This is a genomic window from Acinetobacter sp. YH12218 (genome assembly GCF_013417925.1).
In the GTDB taxonomy this organism is placed as follows: Bacteria; Pseudomonadota; Gammaproteobacteria; order Pseudomonadales; family Moraxellaceae; genus Acinetobacter; species Acinetobacter amyesii.
Genome location: NZ_VPDB01000004.1, coordinates 1 through 26,333 on the forward strand (window position 1 = coordinate 1; position 26,333 = coordinate 26,333).

Consider the following 26,333-nt stretch of genomic DNA (forward strand, 5'->3'; position numbering starts at 1 on the left):
GAAAATATATATCGTTGGCAGAAGAAATTATTTAGACCAATTATCAAAAACTTCATTGATGACTTTATTCTCGATAAAAATCATCTGCTACCACAGAGAATCTATAAATGATAGTGCGTAAGTCCTAAATCATTGCGATAAGATAGACCAAAACAAAAAACCAATATTCTTTACGGCGTGCACGTCCAGTAAAGTTGGCATAATTTTTTAGACATTTGACAAACCAATCAATCATGTTGAATTTTGATTCAGCTTGGTCTTGGTTTGAAATTTTATCGAGGTGCTGTGAAATTTGTTGAATAGGATTACTGCTGCCAAGTGCATTGAATACTTGAACCGCTTGACCTTCGGGACTGATATCGAAATCTACATGATCGCCACGTTTAGGTGAGTTTTGGCCACGCCATTCTGCACCTGTAAACTCATAACGGTTTTGATCATCTCCACTGATGATGCCTGAATTGGTTTGTACTGAATAATCTAATATCTGACCTTTCATTCTGTCCTCTTTTATTATGTGATTTTTATTAATTAATGTATTTTTATACCGTTTTATATTAGCAGAATATGAATTAAATTAAATGCATAGATTTGCTTGGGTGAATGAAATTCTTCATAAAAAAAGCGGAACACTTGGTTCCGCTTTTGATATTTCGCTGAAAAATTTATTACCAGCTTAACGCTCCACCAGTTTGGTAGTCAGTTACGCGAGTTTCAAAGAAGTTCTTCTCTTTACGTAAGTCCATCATTTCTGACATCCACTGGAATGGGTTATTCACGCCAGCAAATTGTTCAGGTAAACCTAATTGGCTCAAACGACGGTTACAGATGAATTTCAAGTATTCTTCCATCATGCCTGCATTCATACCCAATACACCGCGTGGCATAGTGTCACGTGCATATTCGATTTCAAGCATTGTACCTTCAAGAATCATTTGAATGATTTCTTCTTGGAACTCAGCAGTCCATAGGTGAGGGTTCTCGATCTTGATTTGGTTGATCATGTCGATACCAAAGTTCAAGTGCATAGATTCATCACGTAAGATGTATTGGAATTGCTCAGCAACACCATTCATCTTGTTACGACGACCCATAGACAAGATTTGGCTGAAACCACAGTAGAAGAAGATACCTTCAAGGACGCAGTAGAACGCGATCAAGTTGCGAAGCAAGATTTGGTCGTTTTCAGGTGTACCTGTTTTGAACGTAGGATCACTTAAAGATTGTGTATATTTCAGACCCCAAGCTGCTTTACGAGCCACTGAAGGAATTTCACGGTACATGTTGAAGACTTCGCCTTCGTCCATACCTAAAGATTCGATACAGTATTGGTAAGCGTGCGTGTGAATCGCTTCTTCAAATGATTGACGTAAGATGTACTGACGGCATTCAGGGTTTGTGATGTGACGGTAGATTGCAAGAACCAAGTTATTTGCAACCAATGAATCCGCAGTCGAGAAGAAACCTAAAGAACGCATAACAATGGTACGCTCATCTTCGGTCAAGCCATTTTCAGACTTCCAAAGTGCGATGTCATGGTTCATGTTCACTTCTTGCGGCATCCAGTGGTTTGCACAACCGTCTAGATATTTTTGCCAAGCCCATTCGTATTTGAACGGTACAAGTTGGTTTAAGTCAGCGCGGCAGTTGATCATCGCTTTATCGTCAACTTGAACACGCTGAGCACCCATTTCTAACTCTTCTAAGCCAGGTGCAACGTCTAGATTTTCTAGAGCGTTAGATGCTCTTGCCAACGGATCGGTTGGATCTGTTGGTCGATTTGTACTGGTTCGAGCGGGTTGTGCAGCTGCCAAATTCGGCGATGAGTGCTGTGCATTAGATACCACTTGCGAATCAGTCGTTTTTTGCGGTTCGACGGGCGCAGGCTGGTGAGCTTGTGCAGCTTGTTTCGGTTCATCATCTTCGAAATCGTCCCAACTTAGGATAGACATAACAGTTCTCTCTTCGTTGCTTTATATCTTTTATAGACATCCAGCGTCGCTGAGATGTCCTACTATACGCTCAATTTGTGTAAGCAAAATTAAGTTTTGTCGATCACTGCTCTAAAAGTGTTCGGTAGAGCAAATATCCCCACTACTTATTTTGATTACGCGATTTATATGCCTTGAACCAGAAATAGGCGATCGGGACATAAAAAGTCAAAATAAAGGAAACCACCAAGGCAATTAACCCTAACTGATAGTTATGCGTCATATGTGGCATGGTGGATTCCTTTATTTATTTTTAATTTTTTAATCCCCCTAAATCCCCCTTTTGCAATGGGGGGACTTGCATCCCGCCATTTGCTTCGAGGAATCTCCCTCCTTTATTAAAGGAGGGTTGGGGAGGATTTAAAACCTGTCAGATTACTGACAAGCTTCACAATCAGGGTTGTCAATTGAACATGCCATTGGCACTGGAGCTGCTTGACTAAAACCTTCTTCTTCAGCAGCAACTTCAGCTTTAGGTTCTTCTTTCGCAACAGCAGTTACAGGTGCTGCAACTGTAGCAGGCTTAACCGCGTTCAATGCACCAGTATTAATGGTTGATTTCTCAGCAGAAGTCGCACCCAATGCACGTAGGTAGTAAGTGGTTTTTAGACCACGTAACCATGCCATTTTGTAAGTCATATCAAGTTTCTTACCGTTTGCACCAGAGATGTAAAGGTTAAGAGACTGAGCTTGGTCGATCCATTTTTGACGACGTGATGCAGCATCAACAATCCAACGTGGCTCAACTTCGAACGCAGTCGCGAAGATTGCTTTAAGCTCTTCAGGAATACGTGCGATTTTTTGAACCGAACCTTCGAAGTGTTTCAGGTCGTTCACCATTACAGAATCCCAAAGACCGCGATCTTTTAACGCACGCACTAGGTACGGGTTGATCACTGTGAATTCACCAGAAAGGTTAGATTTCACATACAAGTTTTGGAAAGTTGGTTCGATTGACTGTGATACGCCACAAATGTTCGAAATGGTTGCAGTCGGTGCAATCGCCATCACGTTTGAGTTACGCATACCGTCTTTTTGAACTTTAGTACGTAAAGTATCCCAGTCCAAACGTGTCGTACGGTCAACTTCGAACATACGGTCAGGACGTGCTTTTTGTACGATATCTAAAGAGTCAATTGGCAAGATACCTTGATCCCAAAGTGAACCTTTAAATGTCTCGTAAGTACCACGTTCAAGTGCCAAGTCGCTAGATGTTTGAATCGCGTAGTAAGAAATCACTTCCATAGATTCATCAGCGAACTCAACCGCAGCATCAGAACCATAAGCCAATTTCATTTCGTATAAAGCATCTTGGAAGCCCATGATACCCATACCCACTGGACGGTGTTTCAAGTTCGAGTTACGAGCTTGAGGAACAGCGTAGTAGTTGATGTCAATCACGTTGTCGAGCATACGAACAGCAGTTTTAACTGTACGAGCAAGCTTTTCACGATCTAACACACCGCCTTGAACGTGTTGTACAAGGTTGATTGAACCTAAGTTACATACTGCGATTTCATCTTCGTTAGTGTTCAGCGTAATTTCTGTACACAAGTTAGAAGAGTGAACTACACCAACGTGTTGTTGTGGTGAACGTAAGTTACATACGTCTTTGAATGTGATCCAAGGGTGACCAGTTTCAAACAACATAGACAACATTTTGCGCCATAAGTCTTTCGCACGGACTTTCTTATGTAGCATGTTGGTTTCTTTCGCAATGCCTTCGTAGTAAGCATAGCGTTCAGCAAATTCTGCACCTGTTAGGTCATGCAAATCAGGTGTTTCAGATGGTGTGAACAGTGTCCATTCAGCATCTTCGAATACACGTTGCATAAACAAGTCAGGAACCCAGTTCGCTGTGTTCATGTCATGGGTACGACGACGGTCATCACCCGTGTTCTTACGAAGCTCTAGGAATTCTTCGATGTCCAGGTGCCAAGTTTCAAGGTATGCACATACTGCACCTTTACGTTTACCACCTTGGTTGACTGCAACGGCAGTATCGTTGGCAACTTTAAGGAACGGTACAACACCTTGTGACTTACCATTCGTACCTTTGATATACGAGTTAAGCGCACGAACAGGCGTCCAGTCATTACCTAAACCACCCGCCCATTTAGACAACATTGCGTTATCACGCATTGCGCCATAAATGTTGTAAAGGTCATCTGAAATCGTTGTTAAGTAACAGCTAGATAACTGTGGACGTAAAGTACCAGAGTTAAATAGAGTCGGCGTAGACGCCATGTAATCGAAGCTAGACAATAAGTTGTAGAATTCGATCGCACGTTCTTCACGGTTGTCTTCGTTCAATGAAAGACCCATTGAAACACGCATGAAGAATAATTGTGGTAATTCGAAACGTACGCCATCTGAGTGGATGAAGTAACGGTCAAATAAGGTTTGTAGACCTAAATAAGTAAATTGGTTTGAGCGTTCTGGTTGAATCGCAGCAGCCAATTTTGCAAGGTCAAAGTTAAGTAGCTCTGGAGAAAGAAGATCAAGCTCGATACCTTTCTTCAAGAAAGTTTCTAAAGCGTCGCCTTCGTTCGTGTCAGTATCTAAACCTAAAAACTCTAAACCTGTAGCAACAAGGTCATTACGCAATAAACGCGCAGTCACGTATGTATAGTTTGGTTCTTGTTCGATACGTGTACGAGTTGCCATCATCATGGTCGTTGAGATGTCTGACTCTTTTACGCCGTTATATAGGTTTTTTACAGTCTCATCGATAATCGCTTGAACATCGATGCCTTCTAAACCTTCAGCTGCTTTGACAATATTTGCCTCAAGCGCGCCAAGATCAAGCGGTTTAAGCTGACCGTTTGAACCCGTCACTTGTAAAGTAGGGTGGTGGTGAGCACCAGTTTGTTTACGAGCTTCAGCACGTTGTTCGCGGTAAATCACGTAAGAGCGAGCAACTTTTTGCTCACCTGTACGCATAAGCGCAAGTTCAACCTGATCCTGAATTTCTTCAATGTGAATGGTACCGCCAGAAGGTAAACGACGGTTAAAGGTATTCAGTACCATCTCAGTTAATTGAGAGATACGGTCATGAATACGACTGGAGTCAGCGCTTTGCTGGCCTTCAACGGCCAAGAACGCTTTACCAATCGCCACAGAGATTTTTTCTGCATCAAAAGGTGCAACGTCACCGGTGCGTTTAATCACCTGAATTTGACCAGGGGTTGAATTCGTTACGCTCATGCTAGCATAGCTCCATTTTTCATCTATTTTTATGTTAGGACCGTTTGAACTGGGCAATTTTTATGCCACAGTGTTTGAGGTTTAAACACAAGACCTAGTGGTTTAAAAATTTATTGAACACAAGATACGGGAAAATTTAGGGTAGATCAATATTGACATTTTACTAAAAGCTTTGAACGTTTCTGGCAGCTATCCATCTCAAAAAATCCCTATTTTTTATCTTTGTTATATATGCCTTATCCGACAAGGGCATAGCATAGCAAAGTCGAAAAAGAGTGCTTATAGATAACATTGTGGATAACTTTAGAAAGCGTAAAAAGTTGTGAATCAACCAGTCAGTTTTTATCCGATGAAAATGTATCCAAATTTATAATTGTTGCTATTGTGAGCAATAGGTCATGGAAATGATCGGTAAATAAAATTGCAGAAATATGGCAGGTTAAAATTTATTACAAAATACGATATTGATGTATCAGTTTCGTGAATGCCATCTTGTTTACAATGTAAACGTGTGTATATTGCAAACTATGTTTAAGCGTATCTATCGGATTTCAAATAGGATACGCCCAATCAAATAAGGGGCAATCAATGAGCCAAGAAGAAAAGTTACCTAAAATTTTAATTGTTGAAGACGATGAGCGTCTTGCTCGTTTAACTCAAGAATACTTAATCCGTAACGGACTTGAAGTTGGGGTAGAACCAGACGGTAACCGTGCAATCCGCCGTATTATCGCTGAACAACCAGACATGGTATTACTTGACGTAATGCTTCCGGGTGCAGATGGTTTAACCATTTGTCGTGAAGTTCGTCCGCATTACCATCAACCAATTTTAATGTTGACTGCACGTACCGAAGACATGGACCAAGTTTTGGGTCTAGAGATGGGTGCAGATGACTACGTTGCAAAACCTGTTCAACCTCGCGTTCTACTTGCGCGTATTCGTGCATTATTACGTCGTACAGACAAAGCACCAGAAGATGAAGTTGCACAGCGCATCGAATTTGATGACCTTGTGATTGATAACGGTGGTCGTTCTGTCACGCTCAATAATGAGTTGGTTGACTTTACTAGTGCGGAATATGACCTTTTATGGTTATTGGCATCTAATGCGGGTCGAATTCTTTCTCGTGAAGATATCTTTGAGCGTCTTCGTGGTATTGAATACGATGGTCAAGACCGTTCAATCGACGTGCGTATTTCACGTATTCGTCCAAAAATTGGCGATGATCCTGAAAACCCGAAACGTATTAAGACCGTACGTAGTAAAGGTTATTTATTCGTAAAAGAAACCAACGGCATTTAATGTAAAATGCCGTCCCTCAGTTTGGCAAAGTAGGACACTTTTTACGTGTTTAAACACAGTATATTTTTGCGCGTCTACGCGGGACTACTGATATTAGTCTTCTTAGTCGCTACATTTGGCTATTTGCTGGTACAGATCATCAACTACCAGCGCGCGCAAGAATATCGTGAATCGCTTACTGACGGTTTGGCTTTCATTATAAGTGAAGGTATTGCACGTCAGCCAAATGAACAACAAAAGTCAGATTGGGTGTCAGATGCATCTGATCTACTTGAGTTGCCTATTTATTATGTAAAAGCTAATCAGGTTGATTTAACCCGAGCGGAAACAAAACGTATAGAAGAGCGTAAAGCTGTAGTGCGTTGGGATGCACAAACTACGGCAGCCTATATTATTATTGGCTTAAAAGATGACCCTGCGCATCTGCTGTATATCAAAGCCGATAATATTTCAGAACGCCAAATGAAGGCGTTGCCTGTCTTTATACTGGATTATTTGGTTTATTACCCAGGTCAAGAAAAACAATATCTTGAAAAAATTCAGCATCATTTTTCATATCCAATTTCAATTCAAAATGTTCAGAGTTTACCTTTAGATTCTGAGCAAATCGGCCGATTACGCTTAGATCACAGCATTATTTTGTATCGTGACAGTGCGACGGAGCGCGGTACAACTATTTCGATCGTATCGCCAATTCCAAGCTCAACTTCAGAAGTCTTGGTTATGGGGCCGGTACCGCTATTCAATTGGATGCCTTTTCAGTTGGCAGCCGGTATTACGCTACTAAGCTTATTTGTCTTGAGCTTGGGTGTTTATGGTCTATTGGTGCCGATGCAACGTAAGCTGCGTGCTGTAAATTATGCGTTAAATAAAATGAAGGGCGGGGACTTATCTGTACGTCTGCCTGTCGAAAGTACCGATGAATTTGGTACCTTGGCATCGAGCTATAACTCAATGTCAGATCATATTGAACGTTTAATTGAAGCACAGCGTGAGTTGATGCGCGCGGTATCGCATGAACTGCGAACACCTGTGGCGCGGATTCGCTTTGGTGTAGAAATGATGGCGGATGAAGACGACTACGACTACCGTCAGCAGCAAGTTGAACAAATCGACAAAGATATCGAAGCTCTCAATACCTTGATTGATGAAATTATGACTTATGCCAAGCTCGAACAGGGCATGCCATCTTTAGAGTTTGAAGATGTCAGCTTGTTTGAAGTTTTAGATCAGGTCTTGATTGAAACCGAAGCCTTAAAGACAGGGAAAACCTTGGAATTGCAAGCACCACCGATTGGGGTGATTGTGGAAACCGAGCGTCGCTATTTACATCGCGTTGTACAAAACTTGGTGGGTAATGCAGTGCGTTATTGTGATGATAAAGTGCTGATCAGTGGTGGTGTGAATGATGAAGGCATGGCCTATATCTGTGTTGAAGATGATGGCCCCGGCATTCCAGAAGAAGATCGTAAGCGTATTTTTGATGCCTTTGCACGCTTAGATGATAGTCGTACCCGTGCTTCAGGGGGCTATGGTTTAGGTTTATCGATTGTTAGCCGTATTGCTTATTGGTTTGGTGGAACAGTTGGTATTGATGGAAGTCCAACATTGGGTGGGGCGCGTTTTACCATGACATGGCCTGCGACACGTTTTAAGAAGAATAAGCCGAAGCTAGATGGTAAAGAGCTTAGTGCCAATGAAAGCTAAACAGCCTAAGAAATCTAACTCAGCTGTATTTAGCGAGTGGTACATATAAAAAGCCATTCAATTTGAATGGCTTTTTTACATCAGGTTTTTATTTATTCGGTAATCGTTGCATCAGGTTCAATAATGGGTTTGCCATTTTTCAGAGCAGCAAGGGCATCTGCATTGAAATCGATGAGTAAAGAGTTGTTTTTAGCATCGATAGAATAATTGCTAATGAGTTTTTGGTCGCCGTTTAGAGTCTCAATTTTATATTCATCTACAATATTCATAATCCCGCTAAGGTTGGTGGTTGCAGAAGCTAAATCTTGACGTAATAACTCATAGATATCACGTAAATCAAAAATGGCATTTTGAGCATCAGGGTGCTTATCTAAGTAGTTTTTAATATGGTGAATCACCAATTGCGCAGATAGAAAATAATCAGGTTTATGCGTAAATTCTAAAGTCATTATTGTCTCTCCGTTGTGATTGCTTTTTGTGTTTTAACTACAAATATCACACTCTTTATAGGTCGTGTCAAAGAATTGCAAAAAAGCCACAAGAAGCTAAAAAAATGTCTTTTTACATAGAACCAATACAGCTGGCTTTTCATTTGAAGAAAAGATCAAAAGCAAAAGAAGTGAATAAAGAAACAACAAAGTTGAGGTGGGGGAGTATTTATTTAATAAATGACACAGTTGATAAAAATACGCCAATTTGAACGTGTATGCTGAGAAATGAAGGGTTTGTTGATGAAACTGAACAGTCATAATTTTCTGATAAAATCACATAAATGTAATAATTAATAAAAAAATGCAATCTAATCTAATTAAGCGATTAATCCTAATTTTAAGGGAGTAAACCCAATTTAAATGCTGAAATGATTAAAAAATCATCCTAAAGACGAATACCGATAAGCTAGCAAGAAGCCTCCTCAATCAGGTACAATTGGCGGGATTAATTTTGTGTTTGGTGTATTTGAAGGCCAATACATACATTCTTTGTTAATAAATAGGCCTGCCAGGAGTTATCCCCGCATGAGTGCCATTACTCCATACGATTGGGCAATTATTGCCTTCGTGATCGGCGTTACATTCCTTTGCGTCTTTATGCTGACCGTCCCTTTACTCCTTGGGGGTAAATCATGGGGTCGTGCTAAGCAAGAGCAGTTTGAGTCAGGTGTAGTAGGTGCTGGTGGTGCACGTATTCGCTTGTCTGCGAAATTCTATTTAGTTGCAATTTTCTTCGTCGTGTTTGATATCGAAGCACTTTATCTATATGCATGGTCTACTTCTGTTCGTGAAGCAGGCTGGTTTGGTTTTACTACCGTGGTTATTTTTGTGGTCGATTTATTGATTGCTTTAATTTACGCGGTAAAAGTAGGTGCATTAGATTGGGCGCCTTCTGATAAGCGTAAAGCTGCAGGTAAAGCGTTGAAAATTGGTTCACCAAATATGGACATCGCAGAAATCACACGCTTTAACTCTATTGAAGAGTTGGTTATGGACCCTACAGGTCAAATTCCAGCGCAATCATCTGGTCGTGTGAAATCTAAGTCACCGACTGCATCATCTGACAAGGAGTAAGACGGGATGAAATATACATTAACCCGTGCGAATCCGGATGCTGATCAATATCCACTTCAAGAGCGTCAAATCGTTACCGATCCGCTTGAAGAAGAAGTGAATAAAAATGTGTTCATGACTCGTTTAGAGGATGTTGCACATACAGCAGTAAACTGGGGTCGTAAAAACTCAGTTTGGCCGTTTAACTTTGGTACATCTTGCTGCTACGTAGAGTATGCAACGACTTTAACAGGCGTGCATGACTTGTCACGTTTCGGTGCCGAGGTTATTCGTGCTTCACCACGTCAGGCTGACTTGATGATTGTTGCAGGTACATGCTTCATGAAAATGGCGCCTGTAATTCAACGTTTGTACGAGCAAATGCTTGAGCCTAAATGGGTAATCTCAATGGGCGCATGTGCAAACTCTGGTGGTATGTACGACATTTATTCAGTTGTACAAGGTGTGGATAAAATCATCCCTGTCGATGTGTATATCCCGGGTTGCCCACCACGTCCTGAAGCTTTAATTCAGGCATTGATGTTATTGCAAGACCAGATTCAACTTGAGCGCCGTCCTTTATCGGCCGTGATTGGTGATGATCTTAAGCCAGTGTATAAGCCAAAGATGATGCCAGAACGTGACCGTAAGAACGCACAGCGTATTGCAGTGAAAAACTTACGCTCAATGGATGAAATTAAATAATCACTGCGACGAAATATTGATACACCCGGACTGGGTGTAATTGTCGTTTTGATTGACTGAATTTGTATTAAATAGGAAGCCAAGCCAATGGCTGAAACTGACATTGCTATGCCAGAATCAACTCCAGTTGATTCCCGCCCTGCATTTGCAATTGTAGAAGAGCTCAAAACCAAATTTGGTGAGAACTTCTACGTGCAAACGACTTTTGAAGACTTTCCAACAGTCTGGGTTGAGCGCGCACGTGTACAAGAAGTTTTAATGTTCTTGCGTACGGTGTCACGTCCATACGTGATGCTGTTTGACTTGTCTGCGGTTGATGAGCGTTTACGTACACACCGCGATGGTCTGCCTGCATCTGACTTCACTGTGTTCTATCACTTGTTATCGTTAGAGCGTAACAGTGATATTCGTATCAAGGTTGCATTAGCTGAGAATGATGTAAACATTCCAACGGCAACCAATATTTGGCCGAATGCCAACTGGTACGAACGTGAAGCTTACGACATGTTTGGTATCAACTTCGAAGGGCATCCAATGCTCCGTCGTATCTTGTTGCCAACATATTGGGAAGGTCACCCGTTACGTAAAGAATATTCTGCACGTGCGACCGAATACACGCCTTATCGCCAAAACCAAGCGAAACAGGATTACGAACAAGAACATCTTCGTTTCGTACCTGAAGATTGGGGTATGAAGCGTGGGAACGATGATGAAGACTTCATGTTCCTAAACTTGGGTCCTAACCATCCATCTGCGCACGGTGCCTTCCGTGTGATCTTGCAGTTGGACGGTGAAGAAGTGAAAGACTGTGTTCCTGACATCGGCTATCACCACCGTGGTGTGGAAAAAATGGCTGAGCGTCAAACATGGCACTCATTCATTCCGTATACAGACCGTGTTGACTACTTAGGTGGTTGTGCGCAAAACATGCCTTACGTTCTTGGCGTAGAGCAAATGGCAGGGATTACCGTTCCTGACCGTGCACAATGTATCCGTGTCATGATGTCTGAATTGTTCCGTATCAATAACCACTTGTTGTTCATTGGTACTGCGATTCAGGATGCCGGCGGTATGACCCCTGTATTCTATATGTTCGCTGACCGTCAAAAAATCTATGACGCGATCGAAGCGATCACGGGTTACCGTATGCACCCAGCATGGTTCCGTATCGGTGGTACAGCGCACGACTTGCCAAACAACTGGCAGCACCTCATTCGCGAAATCCTAGATTGGATGCCGAAGCGTATGAACGAGTACTACACTGCGGCACTGAAAAACTCAGTGTTTATCGGTCGTACCCGTAATGTTGCTCAGTATGATGCAAAATCAGCATTGGCTTGGGGTGTAACAGGTACAGGCCTACGTGCTACAGGTATCGACTTCGACGTTCGTAAATATCGTCCGTATAGCGGCTACGAAAACTACGACTTCGATGTGCCTTTAGAGTACGAAGGCGATGCTTATGCACGTGTTCTTGTTCACTTCCGTGAAATTGAAGAATCACTGAAAATCATCAAACAATGTTTAGACAACATGCCTTCTGGTGCATACAAAGCAGACCATCCATTGGCTGTTCCACCACCAAAAGATAAAACTTTACAAGACATCGAAACATTGATTACGCACTTCTTGAGCGTGTCATGGGGTCCTGTAATGCCAGCAGGCGAAAGCTCTGTAATGGCGGAAGTGGTAAAAGGTGCGTCGAACTACTACTTGACTTCAGATAAGTCAACGATGAGTTACCGTACACGTATCCGTACACCAACCTTCACGCACTTACAGCAAATGCCTTCTGTGATTAACGGCAGCTTAATGTCTGACTTAATCATTTATTTAGCGACAATTGACGTCGTAATGGCTGACGTGGATCGCTAAGGGGTAATCGCATTATGATGATTTTGACTGACAAAAAACCACGTGTGAACGTTGAAGGGATTTTAACTGCGGAAGAAATCCACGATATCGAACATCACATTGGTCACTATCCGTACCCACGCGCAGCATGTCTTGATGCGTTGAAGTGTGTACAACGCCGTAATGGCTGGGTAGATGATGCACAGATGAATGCTATTGCGCAATTGCTTAGCATGAGCCTTGCAGACCTAGAAGGTGTTGCTACTTTCTATAACCGTATTTACCGTCAACCAGTTGGTCGCCACGTAATTTTATTATGTGACTCGATTGCTTGCTTCTTGATGGGTGCGGAAACACTTGCTGAAGCATTCCAGCGTGAATTAGGCATTTCATTTGGTCAAACGACTGCAGATGGTCGCTTTACTTTATTGCCAATTTGCTGCCTAGGTAACTGTGACAAAGGTCCGACGTTAATGATTGACGAAGACACTCACGGTCTAGTTGAAGTGACTTCAATTAAACAGTTATTGGAGAAGTATGTATGAATACTGAACCAAAACCAATTTATGGCGACGGTAACCCAGAAACTCACCCATTAACTTGGCGTTTGAGCAAACAGGAACACGTTCGCAGTGCAGATGATTACGAAGCACTTGAAGGTTATGCAGGCTTTAAGAAAGCTGTTGGCATGCAACCGAAAGAAGTGCTTGAAGTGATCAAAGCTGCGACTGTAAAAGGTCGTGGTGGTGCGGGCTTCCCAGCAGGAATCAAATGGTCGCTTATGGCACCAAATGATAACTCAGGTCCTCGTTACCTCATCTGTAATGCCGATGAAATGGAACCAGGTACCTTTAAAGACCGTCTGTTGATGGAAAAACTTCCTCATCAGTTGATCGAAGGGATGTTGATTGCTGCTTATACATTAGAAGCAACACAAGGTTATATCTTCATCCGTGGTGAATACATCGAAGCGGCTCAATACTTAAATGAAGCATTGGACCAAATTCGTGCCAAAGGTTACTTAGGCGAAAACATCCTAGGTACTGGTTGGAACTTTGAGTTACACGTGCATACCGGTGCGGGTCGTTATATCTGTGGTGAAGAAACTGCATTGATTAACTCGCTTGAAGGTCGCCGTGCGAACCCTCGTACTAAACCGCCATTCCCACAAGTTGCAGGTGCTTGGGGTCGTCCTACGATTGTTAACAACGTAGAGACTTACAACAACTTACCCGCAATTATGCTTCATGGTCCTGAATGGTATATCGGTTTATCTGAAGGTAAGTCGAAAGATCCAGGTACTAAAATCTACGGTGCATCAGGTAAAGTGACTTTCCCAGGTCTTTGGGAACTTCCATTTGGTACAACTGCGCGTGAAGTGATTGAAGATCATGCTGGTGGTATGCGTGATGGTTTAAAACTCAAAGCATGGTTACCGGGTGGTGCTTCTACAGACTTCCTTGCTGCTGAACACATTGACCTTCCTATGGATGCTGAAAGCATCATGAAAGCAGGTTCACGTTTAGGTACGTGTTTGCTCATGGTGGTTGATGAAACTCAGTGTATGGTTTCTGCGACACGTAACTTAGAAGAATTCTTTGCGCGTGAATCTTGCGGTTGGTGTACACCATGCCGTGATGGCTTACCTTGGGCGGTTAAAGCGCTTAAAGCCTTGGAAGATGGCACAGGTAAGAAAGAAGATATCGATCACTTACAAGAACTTACTCGTAAGCTTTGGATTGGTAAAACTTTCTGTGCGCATGCTCCAGGTGCGATGGAACCGTTAATGGGCGCACTCAAACATTTCCGTGGCGAATTTGAAGCTAAAGTCGTAAATGCGGCAGCTCAAACTAGCAACGTTGAACAAGCTTAAGGAATTCGACTATGGCTACAATTCATGTCGATGGAAAATCGTATGAAGTCAACGGCTCAGAGAACTTGCTACAAGCATGTCTTAGCCTTGGCATCGACATCCCATACTTTTGTTGGCATCCATCCTTAGGTTCTGTCGGTTCTTGCCGTCAATGTGCTGTGACTCAATACGCGAATCCTGAAGATACTCGCGGTCGTTTAGTTATGTCATGTATGACGCCTGCATCTGACAATACCTACATCTCGATTGAAGATAACGAAGCAAAGAATTTCCGCGCTTCTGTTGTTGAATTCTTGATGACCAACCACCCACACGACTGTCCAGTCTGTGAAGAGGGTGGTCACTGTCATTTACAAGATATGACTGTAATGACTCAGCATGATCGTCGTCGTTACCGCTTCACAAAACGTACGCATTACAACCAAGAGCTAGGCTCTTTCATTTCTCATGAAATGAACCGTTGTATCGCGTGCTACCGTTGTGTGCGTTACTACAAAGATTATGCAGGTGGTACGGACTTTGGTGTGTATGCAAACGCTTCGCGTGTTTACTTTGGTCGTCCAGAATCAGGTACTTTAGAATCTGAATTCTCTGGTAACTTGACTGAAGTTTGCCCAACAGGTGTATTCACAGATAAAACACACTCTGAACGCTATAACCGTAAATGGGACATGCAGTATGCGCCAAGCGTATGCCAAGGCTGTTCGTCAGGTTGTAACATCTCTCCGGGTGAACGTTATGGCGAACTACGTCGTGTAGAAAACCGCTTTAACGGTGACGTGAACCAATACTTCCTTTGCGATAAAGGTCGTTTCGGTACAGGTTATGTGAACCGTGAAGATCGTCCACGTCAACCACAATTCCGCTCTGGTGCAAATGTAACTACAGTTTCTGTAGACCAAGCATTGGATACCGTAATTGAAAATATCCAAGGCAAAAAAGTATTGGGTATCGGTTCACCACGTGCGTCACTTGAATCAAACTTCGCACTTCGCGAACTTGTAGGTCAAGACAACTTCTCAACGGGTATGTCTCAAAAAGAGCAAAAACTTGTTGAACTTGCAGCTTCTATTATGCAAACCGAAGGTGTTTATAACCCTGGTATGCGTGAAATCGAAAGCTACGATGCTGTGTTGATTTTGGGTGAAGATCTGACTCAAACTGCGCCACGTATGGCTCTATCTGTTCGCCAAGCTGCGAAAAATAAAGCTAAAGAAATGGCTGCAGAGCGCCGTACGCAAGAGTGGTTGGCTGAACCTGTACAACGTATTGCTCAAGATGCGAAATCTCCGATTTACATCCTTGCTGCAACTCAAACACGTTTAGCTGATGTTGCAACGGGTGAAGTTGTTGCATCACCTAACGACATTGCACGTTTAGGTTTTGCGGTCGCTGCTGCTGTGAAAGGTGAAGTGATCTTAGGTTTGGATGACGATGCGAAAGCATTTGCACAAACTATTGCGGACACTTTAAAAGCTGCGAAAAAACCATTAATCATCTCTGGTACGAGCTTACAAGACGCATCAATCATGGAAGCTGCTGCACAAGTTGCACAGAACCTTGGTAATGCGGGCTTAACATTGACTGTTCCTGAAGTGAACTCAATGGGCTTAGCGATCTTTGGTGGTCAAAGCTTAGAACAAGCATTCGCACAAGATTACGATATCGTGATCGTGGTGGAAAATGACCTTTATCGTCGCTTACCAGCCGCGCAGGTGAATGCTGCACTTACTGGTAAAGAAGTGATCGTACTTGATCATTCTGAAACTGAAACTGTGAAAAAAGCCAACATCGTACTTTCTGCTGCTTCATTTGCTGAAGGTGACGGTACTGTTGTCTCTCAAGAAGGCCGTGCACAACGTTTCTACCAAGTGTATGACCCAAGCTACTACAAACCTGAACTTGCGATCAAAGAATCTTGGCGCTGGTTACATGCCATTGAAACTGGCGTGAAAGGCAAAGCGATTTCTTGGACACTTCTTGATGATGTTATCGAGTCAGTAGCGAAAAACGTTCCTGCACTTGAAGCAATTCAAGACGTAGCACCAGATGCTGGCTTCCGTGTACATGGTCTGAAAGTGGCACGTGAACCACGTCGTTACTCAGGTCGTACTGCGATGCGCGCACCACTTTCTATTCATGAACCAAAACAACCAGTCGATAAAGACTCTGCGTTGACGTTCTCTATGGAAGGTTATGTAGGTAACCAAACTCCAGCTTCACTTGTACCATTTGCTTGGTCTGCAGGTTGGAACTCTCCACAAGCTTGGAACAAATTCCAAGACAACGTGGGTGGTCACTTAAAAGGTGGTGATGCAGGCGTTCGTTTATTCGATCGTTTAGCGAAACGTCCAGCACGTACTTTCGTTACACCTGCACCTGTTGCGGTTAATGGTGAAAGCTTCCGTCTTGTGCCGATGCATCACATCTTCGCTTCTGGTGAATTTACAGTGAAAACACCTGCGATGGAATCGCGTATTCCTGAAGCAATGTTTGCTGTGGGTGAACAAGATGCAGCACGCTTAAATGTTCAAGATGGTCAACGTATCGCTGTGAAAGCAGGGGATGCTGAAATCGTCCTTCCAGTTCAAGTGATTGAATACTTACCTACAGGTTATATCGGTTACCCAGTGGGTCTAGCACCTACAGTATCGCTTGCAGAACCTGTTTCAGTCGCGGTAGGAGTGTAATTCATGGAACAAGAATTAATCCGTCAAACGCCGCTGTGGGCTGAAAACTGGCCAATCGCCTATTCAGTTCTTCAAGCAATTGTGATCTTACTGGTTGTGGTATTGATTGCTGCGTTGATGTCTTTTATTGAACGTCGTTTACTCGGCTTGTGGCAAGACCGTTACGGTCCGAACCGTGTAGGTCCGGGCGGTATGTTCCAGATTGTTGCCGACATGCTGAAAATCATGTTCAAAGAAGACTGGACACCAAAATTTGCTGACAAATTGACTTTCCGTATGGCTCCAGCAGTTGCGATGGCAACTGCGGTGCTATCGTTCATGGTTATTCCTGTTTCACCTTATCTAGGTGTTTCAGACATGAGCATCGGTCTATTGTTCTTTATGGCAATGGCTGGTATTGCGGTATACGCAGTATTGTTCGGTGGTTGGTCATCAAATAACAAATACGCATTACTTGGTGGTTTACGTTCTGCTGCTCAAACCATTTCTTATGAAGTGTTCTTGGGTATTTCACTGATGGGTGTGGTTGCGATTGCAGGCTCATTCAACATGCGTGAAATTGTTGAAGCTCAACGTGATGTTTGGTTTGTTATTCCTCAGTTCTTAGGTTTCTTGATCTTCGTGGTTGCGGGTGTCGCGGTAACTCACCGTCATCCATTTGACCAACCAGAAGCAGAACAAGAATTGGCGGAAGGTTACCATGTTGAATACGGCGGTATGAAATGGGGGATGTTCTTCGTTGCGGAATACGTCAACGTTGTACTGATCTCGGCATTAATCGTGACTTTATTCTTCGGTGGTTGGTTAGCGCCTTTCAACCTAGATATTCCATTCATTCCAGCTGCGTTCTGGTTCATTATTAAAACAGCATTCTTTGTAATGATGTTTGTCTTGGCTCGTGGTTCTTTAATGCGTCCACGTTATGACCAAGTCATGAACTTTGGTTGGAAAATTTGCTTGCCATTGGCGTTGGTTAACCTTCTGGTAACTGGTGCTGTGATTCTGATGAATCAGGCCTAAGACAGCAGGGAGAATAAAATGTTTAAATTTCTAGCTGGATTTGGGTCAATTGTACGTTCGTTGTGGATGGTATTCTCACACGCGACACGTAAACGTGACACCATTTTATATCCAGAGGTTAAAGCGGAAGACATCGTACCACCACGTTTCCGTGGTCGTATCGTGTTAACGCGTGACCCTGATGGCGAAGAGCGCTGTGTAGCATGTAACCTTTGTGCGGTTGCATGTCCAGTCGGCTGTATTTCACTACAAAAAGCTGAAAAAGAAGATGGTCGTTGGTATCCGGAATTTTTCCGTATCAACTTCTCACGTTGTATTTTCTGCGGTATGTGTGAAGAAGCATGTCCTACAACTGCGATTCAAATGACACCTGACTTTGAGTTAGGTGAGTATGTTCGTCAGGACTTAGTTTATGAGAAAGAAAACCTTCTTATCTCAGGTCCTGGTAAATACCCAGACTATAACTTCTACCGCGTAACAGGTATGGCTGTTGCTGGTAAAGATAAAGGTCAGGCTCAACGCGAAAGCACACCAGTTGATGTACGGAGTCTATTACCATGATGTGGCCATTTTATTTGATGGCGCTTGTGGCCATCGTCTCTACCGTTCGTGTTGTAACTAACACGAACCCAGTACATGCTTTATTAAGCTTGATTATCTCTTTACTTGCAGTTGCAGGTATCTTCATGATCGTGGGTGCGCCGTTTGCCGGTGCCCTCGAAATTATCGTTTACGCTGGCGCAATCATGGTGCTATTCGTATTCGTCGTGATGATGCTGAATCTTGGTCAAAATACTGTTGAACAAGAAAGCAAATGGCTGACTTCTTCAGCGTGGGCATATCCTGCGTTGATGAGCTTCCTGATGGGTCTAATCCTTGTTTGGATGTTGAAGTCAGACTACACAACTGCTGGCACTGTCATGGGTGCTCAAGTTGTCGGTCCGAAAGAAGTGGGTACTTCACTCTTTACTCAGTACTTATTGCTGGTTGAAGTTGCTGCGATGTTATTGCTTGGCGCACTTGTCGCTGCATTCCATCTTGGCAAACGTGAGCCAGGTGCAGAAGAGGACAAAGAATAATGGGCAACATCCCTTTAGAACATGGTTTGATCGTTGCAACCATTCTTTTTGCACTGGGTTTTTACGGTGTGATGGTTCGACGCAACCTACTATTTATTTTAATGAGCCTTGAAATCATGATGAACGCTGCTGCTTTAGCGTTCGTTTTGGCAGGAAGCGCATGGGCACAGCCAGATGGTCAAGTGATGTTTATCTTGATCTTAACGCTTGCTGCAGCAGAGGCTTGTATCGGTCTTGCGATCGTCCTTCAGTTCTATCATCGCTTCCATCATCTGGATGTGGATGCTGCTAGTGAGATGCGCGGATGAGTTATTTATATTTAACAGTACTTTTCCCGCTAATTGGTTTTATCCTGTTGGCGGCAGGTCGTAAAAACCTTCTTGAATCAGTTGCTGCAATTATTGGTGCAGGTTCAGTGGGTCTTTCAGCTTTATTTGCATTAATTGCCGGTATCGACTTTGTTAATAATGGTTCAGTTGCAACAACTCAGCATCTTTGGACTTGGTTCAGTGCAGGTAACTTAGCACCGGGCTTCACGCTTCATTTAGATGGCTTATCATTATTGATGATGGGCATGATCACAGGTGTGGGTTTCTTAATTCACATCTTTGCAACATGGTACATGCGTGGCGAAGAAGACTTTGCACGTTTCTTCTCATACTTCAACTTATTCGTGGCAAGCATGCTGCTTTTAGTGTTGGGTGACAACTTAGCGTTGTTATTCCTCGGTTGGGAAGGTGTAGGTCTATGTTCATACCTATTAATTGGTTACTACTACCAAACACCTGCAAACGGTTTTGCTGCAATTAAAGCATTCACTGTGACACGTGTGGGTGACGTATTCTTACTGATTGCATTGTTCTTGATCTACCAACAATTCGGCACTTTAAACATTGCAGAAGTTGTGGCTGCTGCGCCAACAGTTTTGGCTCAGAGTTCTTCGATTGCAATTTGGACTGCATTGATGTTGTTCTTGGGTGCTGCAGGTAAATCTGCTCAGATCCCATTACAAACATGGTTGGCAGATGCGATGGCTGGTCCTACACCAGTATCTGCATTGATCCACGCAGCAACAATGGTAACAGCAGGTGTTTACCTATGTAGCCGTATGTTCAGCGTGTTTGAACAAGCGCCAGAAGTGATGATGTTCATCTCAATCACAGGTGCGGTAACATTGTTGGTTGCGGGCTTTGCTGCATTGGTACAAACAGACATCAAACGTATTCTTGCTTACTCTACTATGAGTCAGTTGGGTTATATGTTTATGGCTGTAGGTGCTGAAGCTTACCAAGCCGGTCTATTCCACATGCTGACTCACGCATTCTTCAAGGCATTATTATTCTTGTCTTCTGGTGCTGTGATTTTGGCTTACCATCACGAACAAAACATCTTCAAGATGGGTGGTCTATTCCACAAAAACAAATTCTTGTTTGCTTGTTTCGCTATTGGTGGCGGTGCATTGGCAGCGATTCCATTCATTACTATCGGCTTCTTCTCGAAAGATGCGATTCTTGGTGCGGTATGGGTGAAAGGTCAAGCGATTGCAGTTTATGACTGCTTGTACTGGACTGGCGTAGCAGGTGCGTTCTTAACTTCAATTTATACATTCCGTCTTATTTGGGTTGTATTCTTTGGTAAAGAAAACACGCCTTACCATGAAATCAAAGGTGTTACTTACTGGGGTCCATTGGCGATTCTTGCAGTGCTTTCAACTGGTTTAGCTTATGTCTTAAAAGCACCAGTAACGAATATTTTAAATGCTGCACAAATCCCAGCGTTTAATATTCCAGAAGCACTAGAACACGGTATGCATAGCGCTGAATATACAGCAGTTGGTATTGCACTTGCAGGTCTTGCAGTGGGTGTGGTGTTATTTGCCTTTGCTTATGGTGCAGTGAAATCGTTCGCGAAAACTTCACTGGGCGCGGGTCTTGCAAATATCTGTCGTAATGCACTTGGTTTCGATGCTTTGTACAACATTGTTTTCGTTAAGCCTTATTTGCTACTGGCTAAAATCTTTGGTCGTGATCCAATTGACGGCTTATGGCTTGTATTGCCTGCACTTGTTAAAGGCGGTAATAGTTTTACAAGTTCACGTCAAACAGGTTCATTGCGTGAATACGCATCTAGTATGGCATTCGGTACGTTTGCATTACTATTGATCCTGGTCGTGATTCAGGTCGTGGGGAAATAAAATGGAAACTCCAAACAATTTAATTCTACCCGCTCTGATCCTTATTCCGTTCATTGCAGGTTTTGTATGCTGGCTTGTCGATAAACTCGACAAGCACTTACCACGCTATATTGCCTTAATTGGTATGTTATTAACGTTGGTGTTAACCGTCGTTTTATGGCAAAGCGGTAGTTATAACTACGAGTTGGGTACGCAAGCTCCACAGTGGGCTGCTCAATTTAACCTACCGTGGATTACCACTTTAGGGATTAACATTCACCTTGCGGTGGATGGTCTTTCACTGCTTATGGTGGGTTTAACTGCATTACTGGGTGTACTTGCAGTTGGCTGTTCATGGGGTGAGATTCAAAAGAACGTTGGTTTCTTCCACTTAAACCTACTGTGGTCTTTAGGTGGTGTGATCGGTGTATTCTTAGCAATTGACATGTTCCTATTCTTCTTCTTCTGGGAGATGATGCTGGTACCAATCTACTTCTTGATCGCACTTTGGGGTCATAAAGGGGCAGAAGGTAAGTCACGCGTTTACGCTGCAACTAAATTCTTTATCTATACTCAGGTTGCGGGTCTGATCATGTTGATCGGTATCTTGGGTCTAGTGGTTGTTGGCTTCCAACTTCACGGTCAAATCAGCTTTAACTATGACTTCTTGATGAGTGTTGCACACACTGTTGAGGCGAAAGCTCCAGCACTTGCGTATGCATTCATGATCTGTATGTTCATTGGTTTTGCGGTAAAACTTCCAGTTTTCCCATTACACGGCTGGTTACCAGATGCACATGCGCAAGCACCTACAGCGGGTTCTGTCGACCTTGCAGGTATCTTGATTAAAACTGCGGCTTATGGTCTTTTACGTTTCGTAATTCCATTCTTCCCAGTAGCATCTGCTCAGTTTGCTGACATCGCGATCATTCTTGGTCTAATCGGTATTTTCTACGGTGCATGGTGTGCATTCCAACAAACAGACATGAAACGTCTGCTTGCGTACACATCTATTTCGCACATGGGCTTCGTACTTCTTGCTTTGTATGCAGGTAACATCCTGACATTCCAAGGCTTAATGATTATGATGCTGGCTCACGGTCTATCTTCTGCTGCATTGTTCATTATGTGTGGTCAGGTTTACGAACGTCTGCATACACGTGACATGCGTTTAATGGGCGGTATCCGTGGTCAGTTCCAATACCTTTCATTCTTCTTAATGTTCTTTGTTGCGGCACTTGTAGGTATTCCAGGTCTAGGTAACTTCATCGGTGAATTCCTGATCTTGATGGGTTCTTATGACAAGTTCCCTGTGTACACAATCCTTGCTGCAGTAAGCTTAGTATTTGCCGGTCTTTACGGTTTAATCCTGATCCACAAAGCATTGTTCGGTACACCAAACGAAGAACAAAAACAGCATTACGCAAATCCGTTGAAAGACTTAAATGCGCGTGAAGTTGTGATTCTTTTAATCTGTGCTCTTGGTCTAGTATGGCTTGGTCTATTCCCACAAACCTTCCTTGATATTTCAAATTCAAGCATGGCGTGGATTGCAAATAGCTATATCCCAGTTCAAGAAGTCGTTGATGTTGTGCAGCAGATTGCTGTACAACCTGAAAATGTGGAGATGCAATAAGCCATGGACTTCACAATGTCATTTTCTGAGCTTATGCCATTAGCTCCTGTGATGATCGTGGCTTTAACTGCGATCGTCGTGATGTTGCTAATTGCAATCAAGCGTAACCACAATTTAGTTGCAACGACTTCCGTTATCGGTCTGAACCTTGCAGCCTTTTATATTATTTTTGTTTTCGTTGCAGGGCAGTATGCACCTGCAAACGTAATGAATTTGTTCATCGTAGATCCATTTACGATGTTGTACCAATTCGTGATTTTGATTGCAGCACTTGCTTGCTGCACATTGTCACATGCGTATATCGAAACCTATAAAGATAACCGTGAAGAACTTTATATCTTGATGCTGTGCTCTGTAACAGGTGCATTGTTAATGGTTGCAAGTTCGCACTATGCGTCTTTCTTTATCAGTCTTGAGTTAATGTCGATTCCTGTATACGGCCTATTGGCTTATACACACCAACGTTCACAGTCGCTTGAAGCGGGTGTGAAATACTTGGTGCTTTCAGCAACTGCTTCTGCGATGTTGTTGATGGGTATGGCTTATGTATATGCGTACACAGGTACAATGGCATTCGTTGCTGAACCAGGCAAAATGTTCACAACATTCAGCCAACCGGGTGTAGTCCTTGGTCTTGCACTGATTGTCTTTGCTGTTGCATTTAAATTGTCTCTTGCGCCATTCCATAAATGGACACCGGACGTGTATGCAGGTGCGCCAGCGCCAATCGCGACATTCTTAGCGACTGTGGCTAAAGTGGCAATGATCGGTCTATTCGTTCGTTACTTCTTGGCTTCTGGTTTAATCCTTTCTGATAGCTTCATCACGATCGTGACCATCATTGCAGTATTGTCTATCCTTGCGGGTAACTTACTAGCAGTACGTCAAGTGAACTTGAAACGTATCCTTGCATACTCTTCAATCGCTCACTTTGGTTACTTACTTGTTGCGATTGTCAGTGCACGTAATACTGACTTTGTTCAAGTACAAGGCTTTGCAACATTCAGCAGCGTCAACGTCTATGTGATTACTTATGTATTAACAACGATTGGTGCGTTCGGTGTTGTGACACTGATGTCTAGCCCTTACAACAACAAAGACGAAGCAGGTAGCCTTGCGGAGTACCGTGGTTTGTTCTGGCGTCGTCCAGTGTTGACTGCAACACTGACTGTCATGATGTTATCTCTTGCAGGTATCCCATTAACAGCTGGCTTTATTGGTAAGTTCCTTGTGATCAAAACAGCGGTTGCTGGTGGTTCATGGTTCTTAGCTGCGATGGTGATCCTTGGTTCAGGTATCGGTTTGTACTACTACCTACGTGTGATGATTGTGATGTACATGACTCCACCGGAAAACCCACGTATCGATGCTGTCGATCATTGGGGTCAAAAAGTGGGTGGTATTATGGTGCTTGGCGCAGCTGCACTTGTGTTGTTGATCGGTGTATATCCAGATCCAATCATTGCAGTATCTCAAGTGGCATACTTTGCGATTTCACCTGAATTACAACAGTTCATTTTTAGCTTAATTCAGAGTGGTTTTAACTAATGAATTAAGCAATTAATTTGCTTATTACAAAAAAGCCTCCTGTAAAGGGGGCTTTTTTATTTTTATCATTTGTTAAATAGCTTTATAATGGTTGAAATTTTATCTTAACCTTTTAGGTGTTCTCCCGTGGCTATCCATGAAATCCGTCATCCGCTTATTCGACATAAACTCGGCTTACTTCGTCGTGCAGATATTAGTACTAAAAACTTCCGTGAGCTTGCTCAAGAAGTGACTATGCTTCTGACTTATGAAGCAACGAAAGATTTACCAATGGTCGATCATGAAATTGATGGTTGGAATGGTAAAGTAATTGTAGATCGTATTGCCGGTAAAAAAATAACAGTCGTACCGATTTTACGTGCAGGTATTGGTATGTTGGATGGTTTCTTAAACCTGATTCCAAGTGCGAAAGTATCTGTATTGGGTTTAGAGCGTGATGAAGAAACTTTAGAAGCGCGTACTTACTACAAAAAATTAGTACCAGACGTACAAAACCGTTTAGCGATGATTATTGACCCAATGCTTGCAACAGGTTCATCGCTCGTTGCTGCTATTGACGTTCTAAAAGCCAGTGGTTGTAAAGATATTCGTGTCATGGTGCTTGTTGCCGCTCCAGAAGGCATTAAACGTGTAAATGAAGCTCACCCAGATGTGATCATTTATACAGCATCTGTAGACCAAGGTTTAAATGAAAACGGTTATATCGTTCCTGGTCTTGGCGATGCAGGCGATAAAATTTTCGGTTCAGTTCAAAAAGACTAATTTTTGCATCATGAACAGAAAAGGGGCTTTTATAGCCTCTTTTTTATATACTAAAGACATTGGCATAAATGGAATAGGGTACTTTATGAAGTCCGAACAATATAAAGGTAAAGTGAAGCAGTACAATCCTGAAAAGGGCTTTGGCTTTCTTTCATGTGAAGAAGGTGATGTATTTTTCCATATCTCTGACTTTCCCGCAGATGGTGTCGAGCCAAAACGTAATGATCGCGTGAAATTTAATGTGGTGGAAAATGGTGATCGTTATAAGGCCATTAACATTGAGCGTGAAGAAGACAAATCTGCAAAAGCTAAAAAATCTAAAGTCGTGGCAAATAACCAGTCGATTACTTCAGCATTGCTTTCGAATTTGCGTAAATAATGTGATTTTAAGATTTCATAGAAATCTTTGAAATAAAAAAGAGGTCTATAGGACCTCTTTTTTATTATGATAAGAGTATTAAAAGAAAATGTGAGAGACAATTTTTATGTTTAAAGAGGGGAAAATCAAAAGCTATAATGTTGAGCGCGGCTTTGGATTTATACAACAAGATCAAGCAAAGGATTTATTTTTTCATATTCGTGATTTTCCTAGCCGACACATCGAACCACGTGTTGGAGAAAATCTCAAATACAGGATTGAAGCAGATCAAGGTAAATTTAAAGCTGTAAATATCATCCGTTTAGATTTGAAAAAAGAGCAGCCCACTCATGAACAGATAAATCCGTCATTTGAATCAATGCCAGATCGAGTAAACGATCAAGTTACTCCTCACGATATAGCCAAAGGCACAGTTTGGGGCAGTAAAATCATCAGTATTATTGGACTCATTGTGATTCTAGTTTTAGCTGTGGCCGTCTATAGTAAATATCAGCAGTACCAAGAACAGAAGCAACAACATTTACAACAGCTCATGCAAGAAAATGAAAACATCGTAAAAGAACAACGTAAAGCTCAGGGGGATTTACCCGATCGGGTGCTGTCTGAGCAAGGTGAAAAAAATCTATACGGAACAGCTTCAACGCAAGCTCAGTCTGTTGTTCAAGACACTGCGCAGGCACCTGCTTCAAGTGATTCGCCAAGGGCAGTAGAAAAAGCTCAGTTTAGTTGTGATGGACGACAGTATTGCAGTCAAATGCGCTCAAGAGATGAAGCTCAGTGGTTTATTAAGAATTGTCCAAACACGAAGATGGATGGTGATAATGACGGTATTGCTTGTGAGAATGATTCTAGGTGGTAAT

The 26,333-nt window shown here is 42.7% G+C and carries 23 protein-coding genes and 1 pseudogene; 19 read left to right on the plus strand and 5 right to left on the minus strand.

From position 1 onward, the window contains the following. Positions 1 to 111 (plus strand): annotated as a pseudogene (locus tag FTV03_RS01655) (IS701 family transposase); the annotation flags it as partial. A gap of 13 nt (positions 112 to 124) precedes the next feature. Here the strand turns inward: FTV03_RS01655 and FTV03_RS01660 are convergent. The 4 genes from FTV03_RS01660 to FTV03_RS01670 all read right to left on the minus strand — a co-directional run bounded on the left by FTV03_RS01660 (position 125) and on the right by FTV03_RS01670 (position 5,198). Further along, complete coding sequence (locus FTV03_RS01660) at positions 125 to 499, minus strand: DUF805 domain-containing protein (protein WP_180039649.1); 375 nt, start codon at positions 497 to 499, stop codon at positions 125 to 127. Between the two features lie 169 nt (positions 500 to 668). Beyond that, positions 669 to 1,952 (minus strand): ribonucleotide-diphosphate reductase subunit beta, encoded by a 1,284-nt coding sequence (locus tag FTV03_RS01665; protein WP_078191110.1) that lies wholly within the window; start codon positions 1,950 to 1,952, stop codon positions 669 to 671. Positions 1,953 to 2,094: 142 nt separating this feature from the next. Beyond that, positions 2,095 to 2,223 (minus strand): hypothetical protein, encoded by a 129-nt coding sequence (locus FTV03_RS17860; RefSeq protein WP_257220656.1) that lies wholly within the window; start codon positions 2,221 to 2,223, stop codon positions 2,095 to 2,097. Positions 2,224 to 2,366: 143 nt separating this feature from the next. Beyond that, positions 2,367 to 5,198, minus strand: coding sequence for a ribonucleoside-diphosphate reductase subunit alpha (locus tag FTV03_RS01670; RefSeq protein ID WP_180039651.1), 2,832 nt, complete (start codon positions 5,196 to 5,198; stop codon positions 2,367 to 2,369). A 588-nt stretch (positions 5,199 to 5,786) separates the two neighbouring features. On the opposite strand from FTV03_RS01670, the gene bfmR reads away from it, so the two are divergent. Then, the gene (gene bfmR / locus FTV03_RS01675; protein ID WP_067764711.1) at positions 5,787 to 6,503 is read left to right on the plus strand and encodes a response regulator transcription factor BfmR; all 717 of its coding nucleotides are present in this window, start codon (positions 5,787 to 5,789) and stop codon (positions 6,501 to 6,503) included. A gap of 45 nt (positions 6,504 to 6,548) precedes the next feature. Continuing rightward, a complete protein-coding gene (gene bfmS / locus FTV03_RS01680) occupies positions 6,549 to 8,210 on the plus strand; it encodes a sensor histidine kinase BfmS (RefSeq protein ID WP_180039654.1) in 1,662 nt (553 codons plus the stop codon). A gap of 92 nt (positions 8,211 to 8,302) precedes the next feature. Here bfmS and FTV03_RS01685 read toward each other — a convergent pair whose 3' ends face one another. Next, positions 8,303 to 8,659 (minus strand): hypothetical protein, encoded by a 357-nt coding sequence (locus FTV03_RS01685; RefSeq protein ID WP_180009319.1) that lies wholly within the window; start codon positions 8,657 to 8,659, stop codon positions 8,303 to 8,305. 567 nt (positions 8,660 to 9,226) lie between these two features. Here FTV03_RS01685 and ndhC point away from each other — a divergent pair. The 16 genes from ndhC (at position 9,227) to FTV03_RS01765 (ending at position 26,332) form a co-directional block, all read left to right on the plus strand. Then, a complete protein-coding gene (ndhC, locus tag FTV03_RS01690; RefSeq protein WP_078191106.1) occupies positions 9,227 to 9,775 on the plus strand; it encodes an NADH-quinone oxidoreductase subunit A in 549 nt (182 codons plus the stop codon). Positions 9,776 to 9,781: 6 nt separating this feature from the next. Beyond that, positions 9,782 to 10,459, plus strand: a complete 678-nt coding sequence (locus FTV03_RS01695) for an NADH-quinone oxidoreductase subunit B family protein (RefSeq protein ID WP_078191105.1) — start codon at positions 9,782 to 9,784, stop codon at positions 10,457 to 10,459. Between the two features lie 87 nt (positions 10,460 to 10,546). Next, complete coding sequence (gene nuoC / locus FTV03_RS01700; protein ID WP_078191104.1) at positions 10,547 to 12,334, plus strand: NADH-quinone oxidoreductase subunit C/D; 1,788 nt, start codon at positions 10,547 to 10,549, stop codon at positions 12,332 to 12,334. Positions 12,335 to 12,348: 14 nt separating this feature from the next. Further along, the gene (gene nuoE / locus FTV03_RS01705; protein WP_078191103.1) at positions 12,349 to 12,858 is read left to right on the plus strand and encodes an NADH-quinone oxidoreductase subunit NuoE; all 510 of its coding nucleotides are present in this window, start codon (positions 12,349 to 12,351) and stop codon (positions 12,856 to 12,858) included. Next, a complete protein-coding gene (gene nuoF, locus FTV03_RS01710) occupies positions 12,855 to 14,186 on the plus strand; it encodes an NADH-quinone oxidoreductase subunit NuoF (RefSeq protein ID WP_180039656.1) in 1,332 nt (443 codons plus the stop codon). Before nuoE ends, nuoF begins: the two co-directional genes overlap by 4 nt. An 11-nt stretch (positions 14,187 to 14,197) precedes the next feature. After that, positions 14,198 to 16,876 carry an NADH-quinone oxidoreductase subunit NuoG gene (gene nuoG / locus FTV03_RS01715; RefSeq protein ID WP_180039658.1) on the plus strand — a complete coding sequence of 893 codons (2,679 nt, stop codon included), beginning with the start codon at positions 14,198 to 14,200 and terminating at the stop codon, positions 16,874 to 16,876. A 3-nt stretch (positions 16,877 to 16,879) separates the two neighbouring features. Further along, entirely contained in the window at positions 16,880 to 17,896 is a 1,017-nt protein-coding gene (gene nuoH, locus FTV03_RS01720) for an NADH-quinone oxidoreductase subunit NuoH (protein ID WP_078191100.1), read from the plus strand. 18 nt (positions 17,897 to 17,914) lie between these two features. After that, positions 17,915 to 18,457 (plus strand): NADH-quinone oxidoreductase subunit NuoI, encoded by a 543-nt coding sequence (gene nuoI / locus FTV03_RS01725; RefSeq protein ID WP_078191099.1) that lies wholly within the window; start codon positions 17,915 to 17,917, stop codon positions 18,455 to 18,457. Further along, positions 18,457 to 18,975: an NADH-quinone oxidoreductase subunit J gene (gene nuoJ, locus FTV03_RS01730; protein WP_171262661.1), complete on the plus strand. Its 519-nt coding sequence runs from the start codon at positions 18,457 to 18,459 to the stop codon at positions 18,973 to 18,975. Before nuoI ends, nuoJ begins: the two co-directional genes overlap by 1 nt. Then, a complete protein-coding gene (nuoK, locus tag FTV03_RS01735) occupies positions 18,975 to 19,283 on the plus strand; it encodes an NADH-quinone oxidoreductase subunit NuoK (RefSeq protein WP_067665227.1) in 309 nt (102 codons plus the stop codon). The genes nuoJ and nuoK overlap by 1 nt, the downstream gene beginning before the upstream one ends. Then, the gene (gene nuoL, locus FTV03_RS01740; RefSeq protein ID WP_180039660.1) at positions 19,280 to 21,169 is read left to right on the plus strand and encodes an NADH-quinone oxidoreductase subunit L; all 1,890 of its coding nucleotides are present in this window, start codon (positions 19,280 to 19,282) and stop codon (positions 21,167 to 21,169) included. Before nuoK ends, nuoL begins: the two co-directional genes overlap by 4 nt. A 1-nt stretch (position 21,170) precedes the next feature. Further along, a complete protein-coding gene (gene nuoM, locus FTV03_RS01745; protein WP_180039662.1) occupies positions 21,171 to 22,784 on the plus strand; it encodes an NADH-quinone oxidoreductase subunit M in 1,614 nt (537 codons plus the stop codon). Positions 22,785 to 22,787: 3 nt separating this feature from the next. Next, positions 22,788 to 24,332 (plus strand): NADH-quinone oxidoreductase subunit NuoN, encoded by a 1,545-nt coding sequence (gene nuoN / locus FTV03_RS01750; protein ID WP_078191095.1) that lies wholly within the window; start codon positions 22,788 to 22,790, stop codon positions 24,330 to 24,332. 126 nt (positions 24,333 to 24,458) lie between these two features. Next, a complete protein-coding gene (gene upp, locus FTV03_RS01755; protein ID WP_180039663.1) occupies positions 24,459 to 25,094 on the plus strand; it encodes a uracil phosphoribosyltransferase in 636 nt (211 codons plus the stop codon). 85 nt (positions 25,095 to 25,179) lie between these two features. Continuing rightward, the gene (locus FTV03_RS01760; protein ID WP_168378567.1) at positions 25,180 to 25,473 is read left to right on the plus strand and encodes a cold shock domain-containing protein; all 294 of its coding nucleotides are present in this window, start codon (positions 25,180 to 25,182) and stop codon (positions 25,471 to 25,473) included. A 106-nt stretch (positions 25,474 to 25,579) separates the two neighbouring features. Continuing rightward, the gene (locus FTV03_RS01765; RefSeq protein ID WP_180039665.1) at positions 25,580 to 26,332 is read left to right on the plus strand and encodes an excalibur calcium-binding domain-containing protein; all 753 of its coding nucleotides are present in this window, start codon (positions 25,580 to 25,582) and stop codon (positions 26,330 to 26,332) included. The last annotated feature ends 1 nt before the right edge of the window (position 26,333 follow it).

Bases quoted from the DNA above. Each gene is read 5' to 3' on its own strand.
- FTV03_RS01660 (WP_180039649.1), bottom strand. From the start codon at position 499: ATGAAAGGTCAGATATTAGATTATTCAGTACAAACCAATTCAGGCATC.
- FTV03_RS01665 (WP_078191110.1), bottom strand. From the start codon at position 1,952: ATGTCTATCCTAAGTTGGGACGATTTCGAAGATGATGAACCGAAACAA.
- FTV03_RS17860 (WP_257220656.1), bottom strand. From the start codon at position 2,223: ATGCCACATATGACGCATAACTATCAGTTAGGGTTAATTGCCTTGGTG.
- FTV03_RS01670 (WP_180039651.1), bottom strand. From the start codon at position 5,198: ATGAGCGTAACGAATTCAACCCCTGGTCAAATTCAGGTGATTAAACGC.
- bfmR (WP_067764711.1), top strand. From the start codon at position 5,787: ATGAGCCAAGAAGAAAAGTTACCTAAAATTTTAATTGTTGAAGACGAT.
- FTV03_RS01685 (WP_180009319.1), bottom strand. From the start codon at position 8,659: ATGACTTTAGAATTTACGCATAAACCTGATTATTTTCTATCTGCGCAA.
- ndhC (WP_078191106.1), top strand. From the start codon at position 9,227: ATGAGTGCCATTACTCCATACGATTGGGCAATTATTGCCTTCGTGATC.
- FTV03_RS01695 (WP_078191105.1), top strand. From the start codon at position 9,782: ATGAAATATACATTAACCCGTGCGAATCCGGATGCTGATCAATATCCA.
- nuoC (WP_078191104.1), top strand. From the start codon at position 10,547: ATGGCTGAAACTGACATTGCTATGCCAGAATCAACTCCAGTTGATTCC.
- nuoE (WP_078191103.1), top strand. From the start codon at position 12,349: ATGATGATTTTGACTGACAAAAAACCACGTGTGAACGTTGAAGGGATT.
- nuoF (WP_180039656.1), top strand. From the start codon at position 12,855: ATGAATACTGAACCAAAACCAATTTATGGCGACGGTAACCCAGAAACT.
- nuoG (WP_180039658.1), top strand. From the start codon at position 14,198: ATGGCTACAATTCATGTCGATGGAAAATCGTATGAAGTCAACGGCTCA.
- nuoH (WP_078191100.1), top strand. From the start codon at position 16,880: ATGGAACAAGAATTAATCCGTCAAACGCCGCTGTGGGCTGAAAACTGG.
- nuoI (WP_078191099.1), top strand. From the start codon at position 17,915: ATGTTTAAATTTCTAGCTGGATTTGGGTCAATTGTACGTTCGTTGTGG.
- nuoJ (WP_171262661.1), top strand. From the start codon at position 18,457: ATGTGGCCATTTTATTTGATGGCGCTTGTGGCCATCGTCTCTACCGTT.
- nuoK (WP_067665227.1), top strand. From the start codon at position 18,975: ATGGGCAACATCCCTTTAGAACATGGTTTGATCGTTGCAACCATTCTT.
- nuoL (WP_180039660.1), top strand. From the start codon at position 19,280: ATGAGTTATTTATATTTAACAGTACTTTTCCCGCTAATTGGTTTTATC.
- nuoM (WP_180039662.1), top strand. From the start codon at position 21,171: ATGGAAACTCCAAACAATTTAATTCTACCCGCTCTGATCCTTATTCCG.
- nuoN (WP_078191095.1), top strand. From the start codon at position 22,788: ATGGACTTCACAATGTCATTTTCTGAGCTTATGCCATTAGCTCCTGTG.
- FTV03_RS01760 (WP_168378567.1), top strand. From the start codon at position 25,180: ATGAAGTCCGAACAATATAAAGGTAAAGTGAAGCAGTACAATCCTGAA.
- FTV03_RS01765 (WP_180039665.1), top strand. From the start codon at position 25,580: ATGTTTAAAGAGGGGAAAATCAAAAGCTATAATGTTGAGCGCGGCTTT.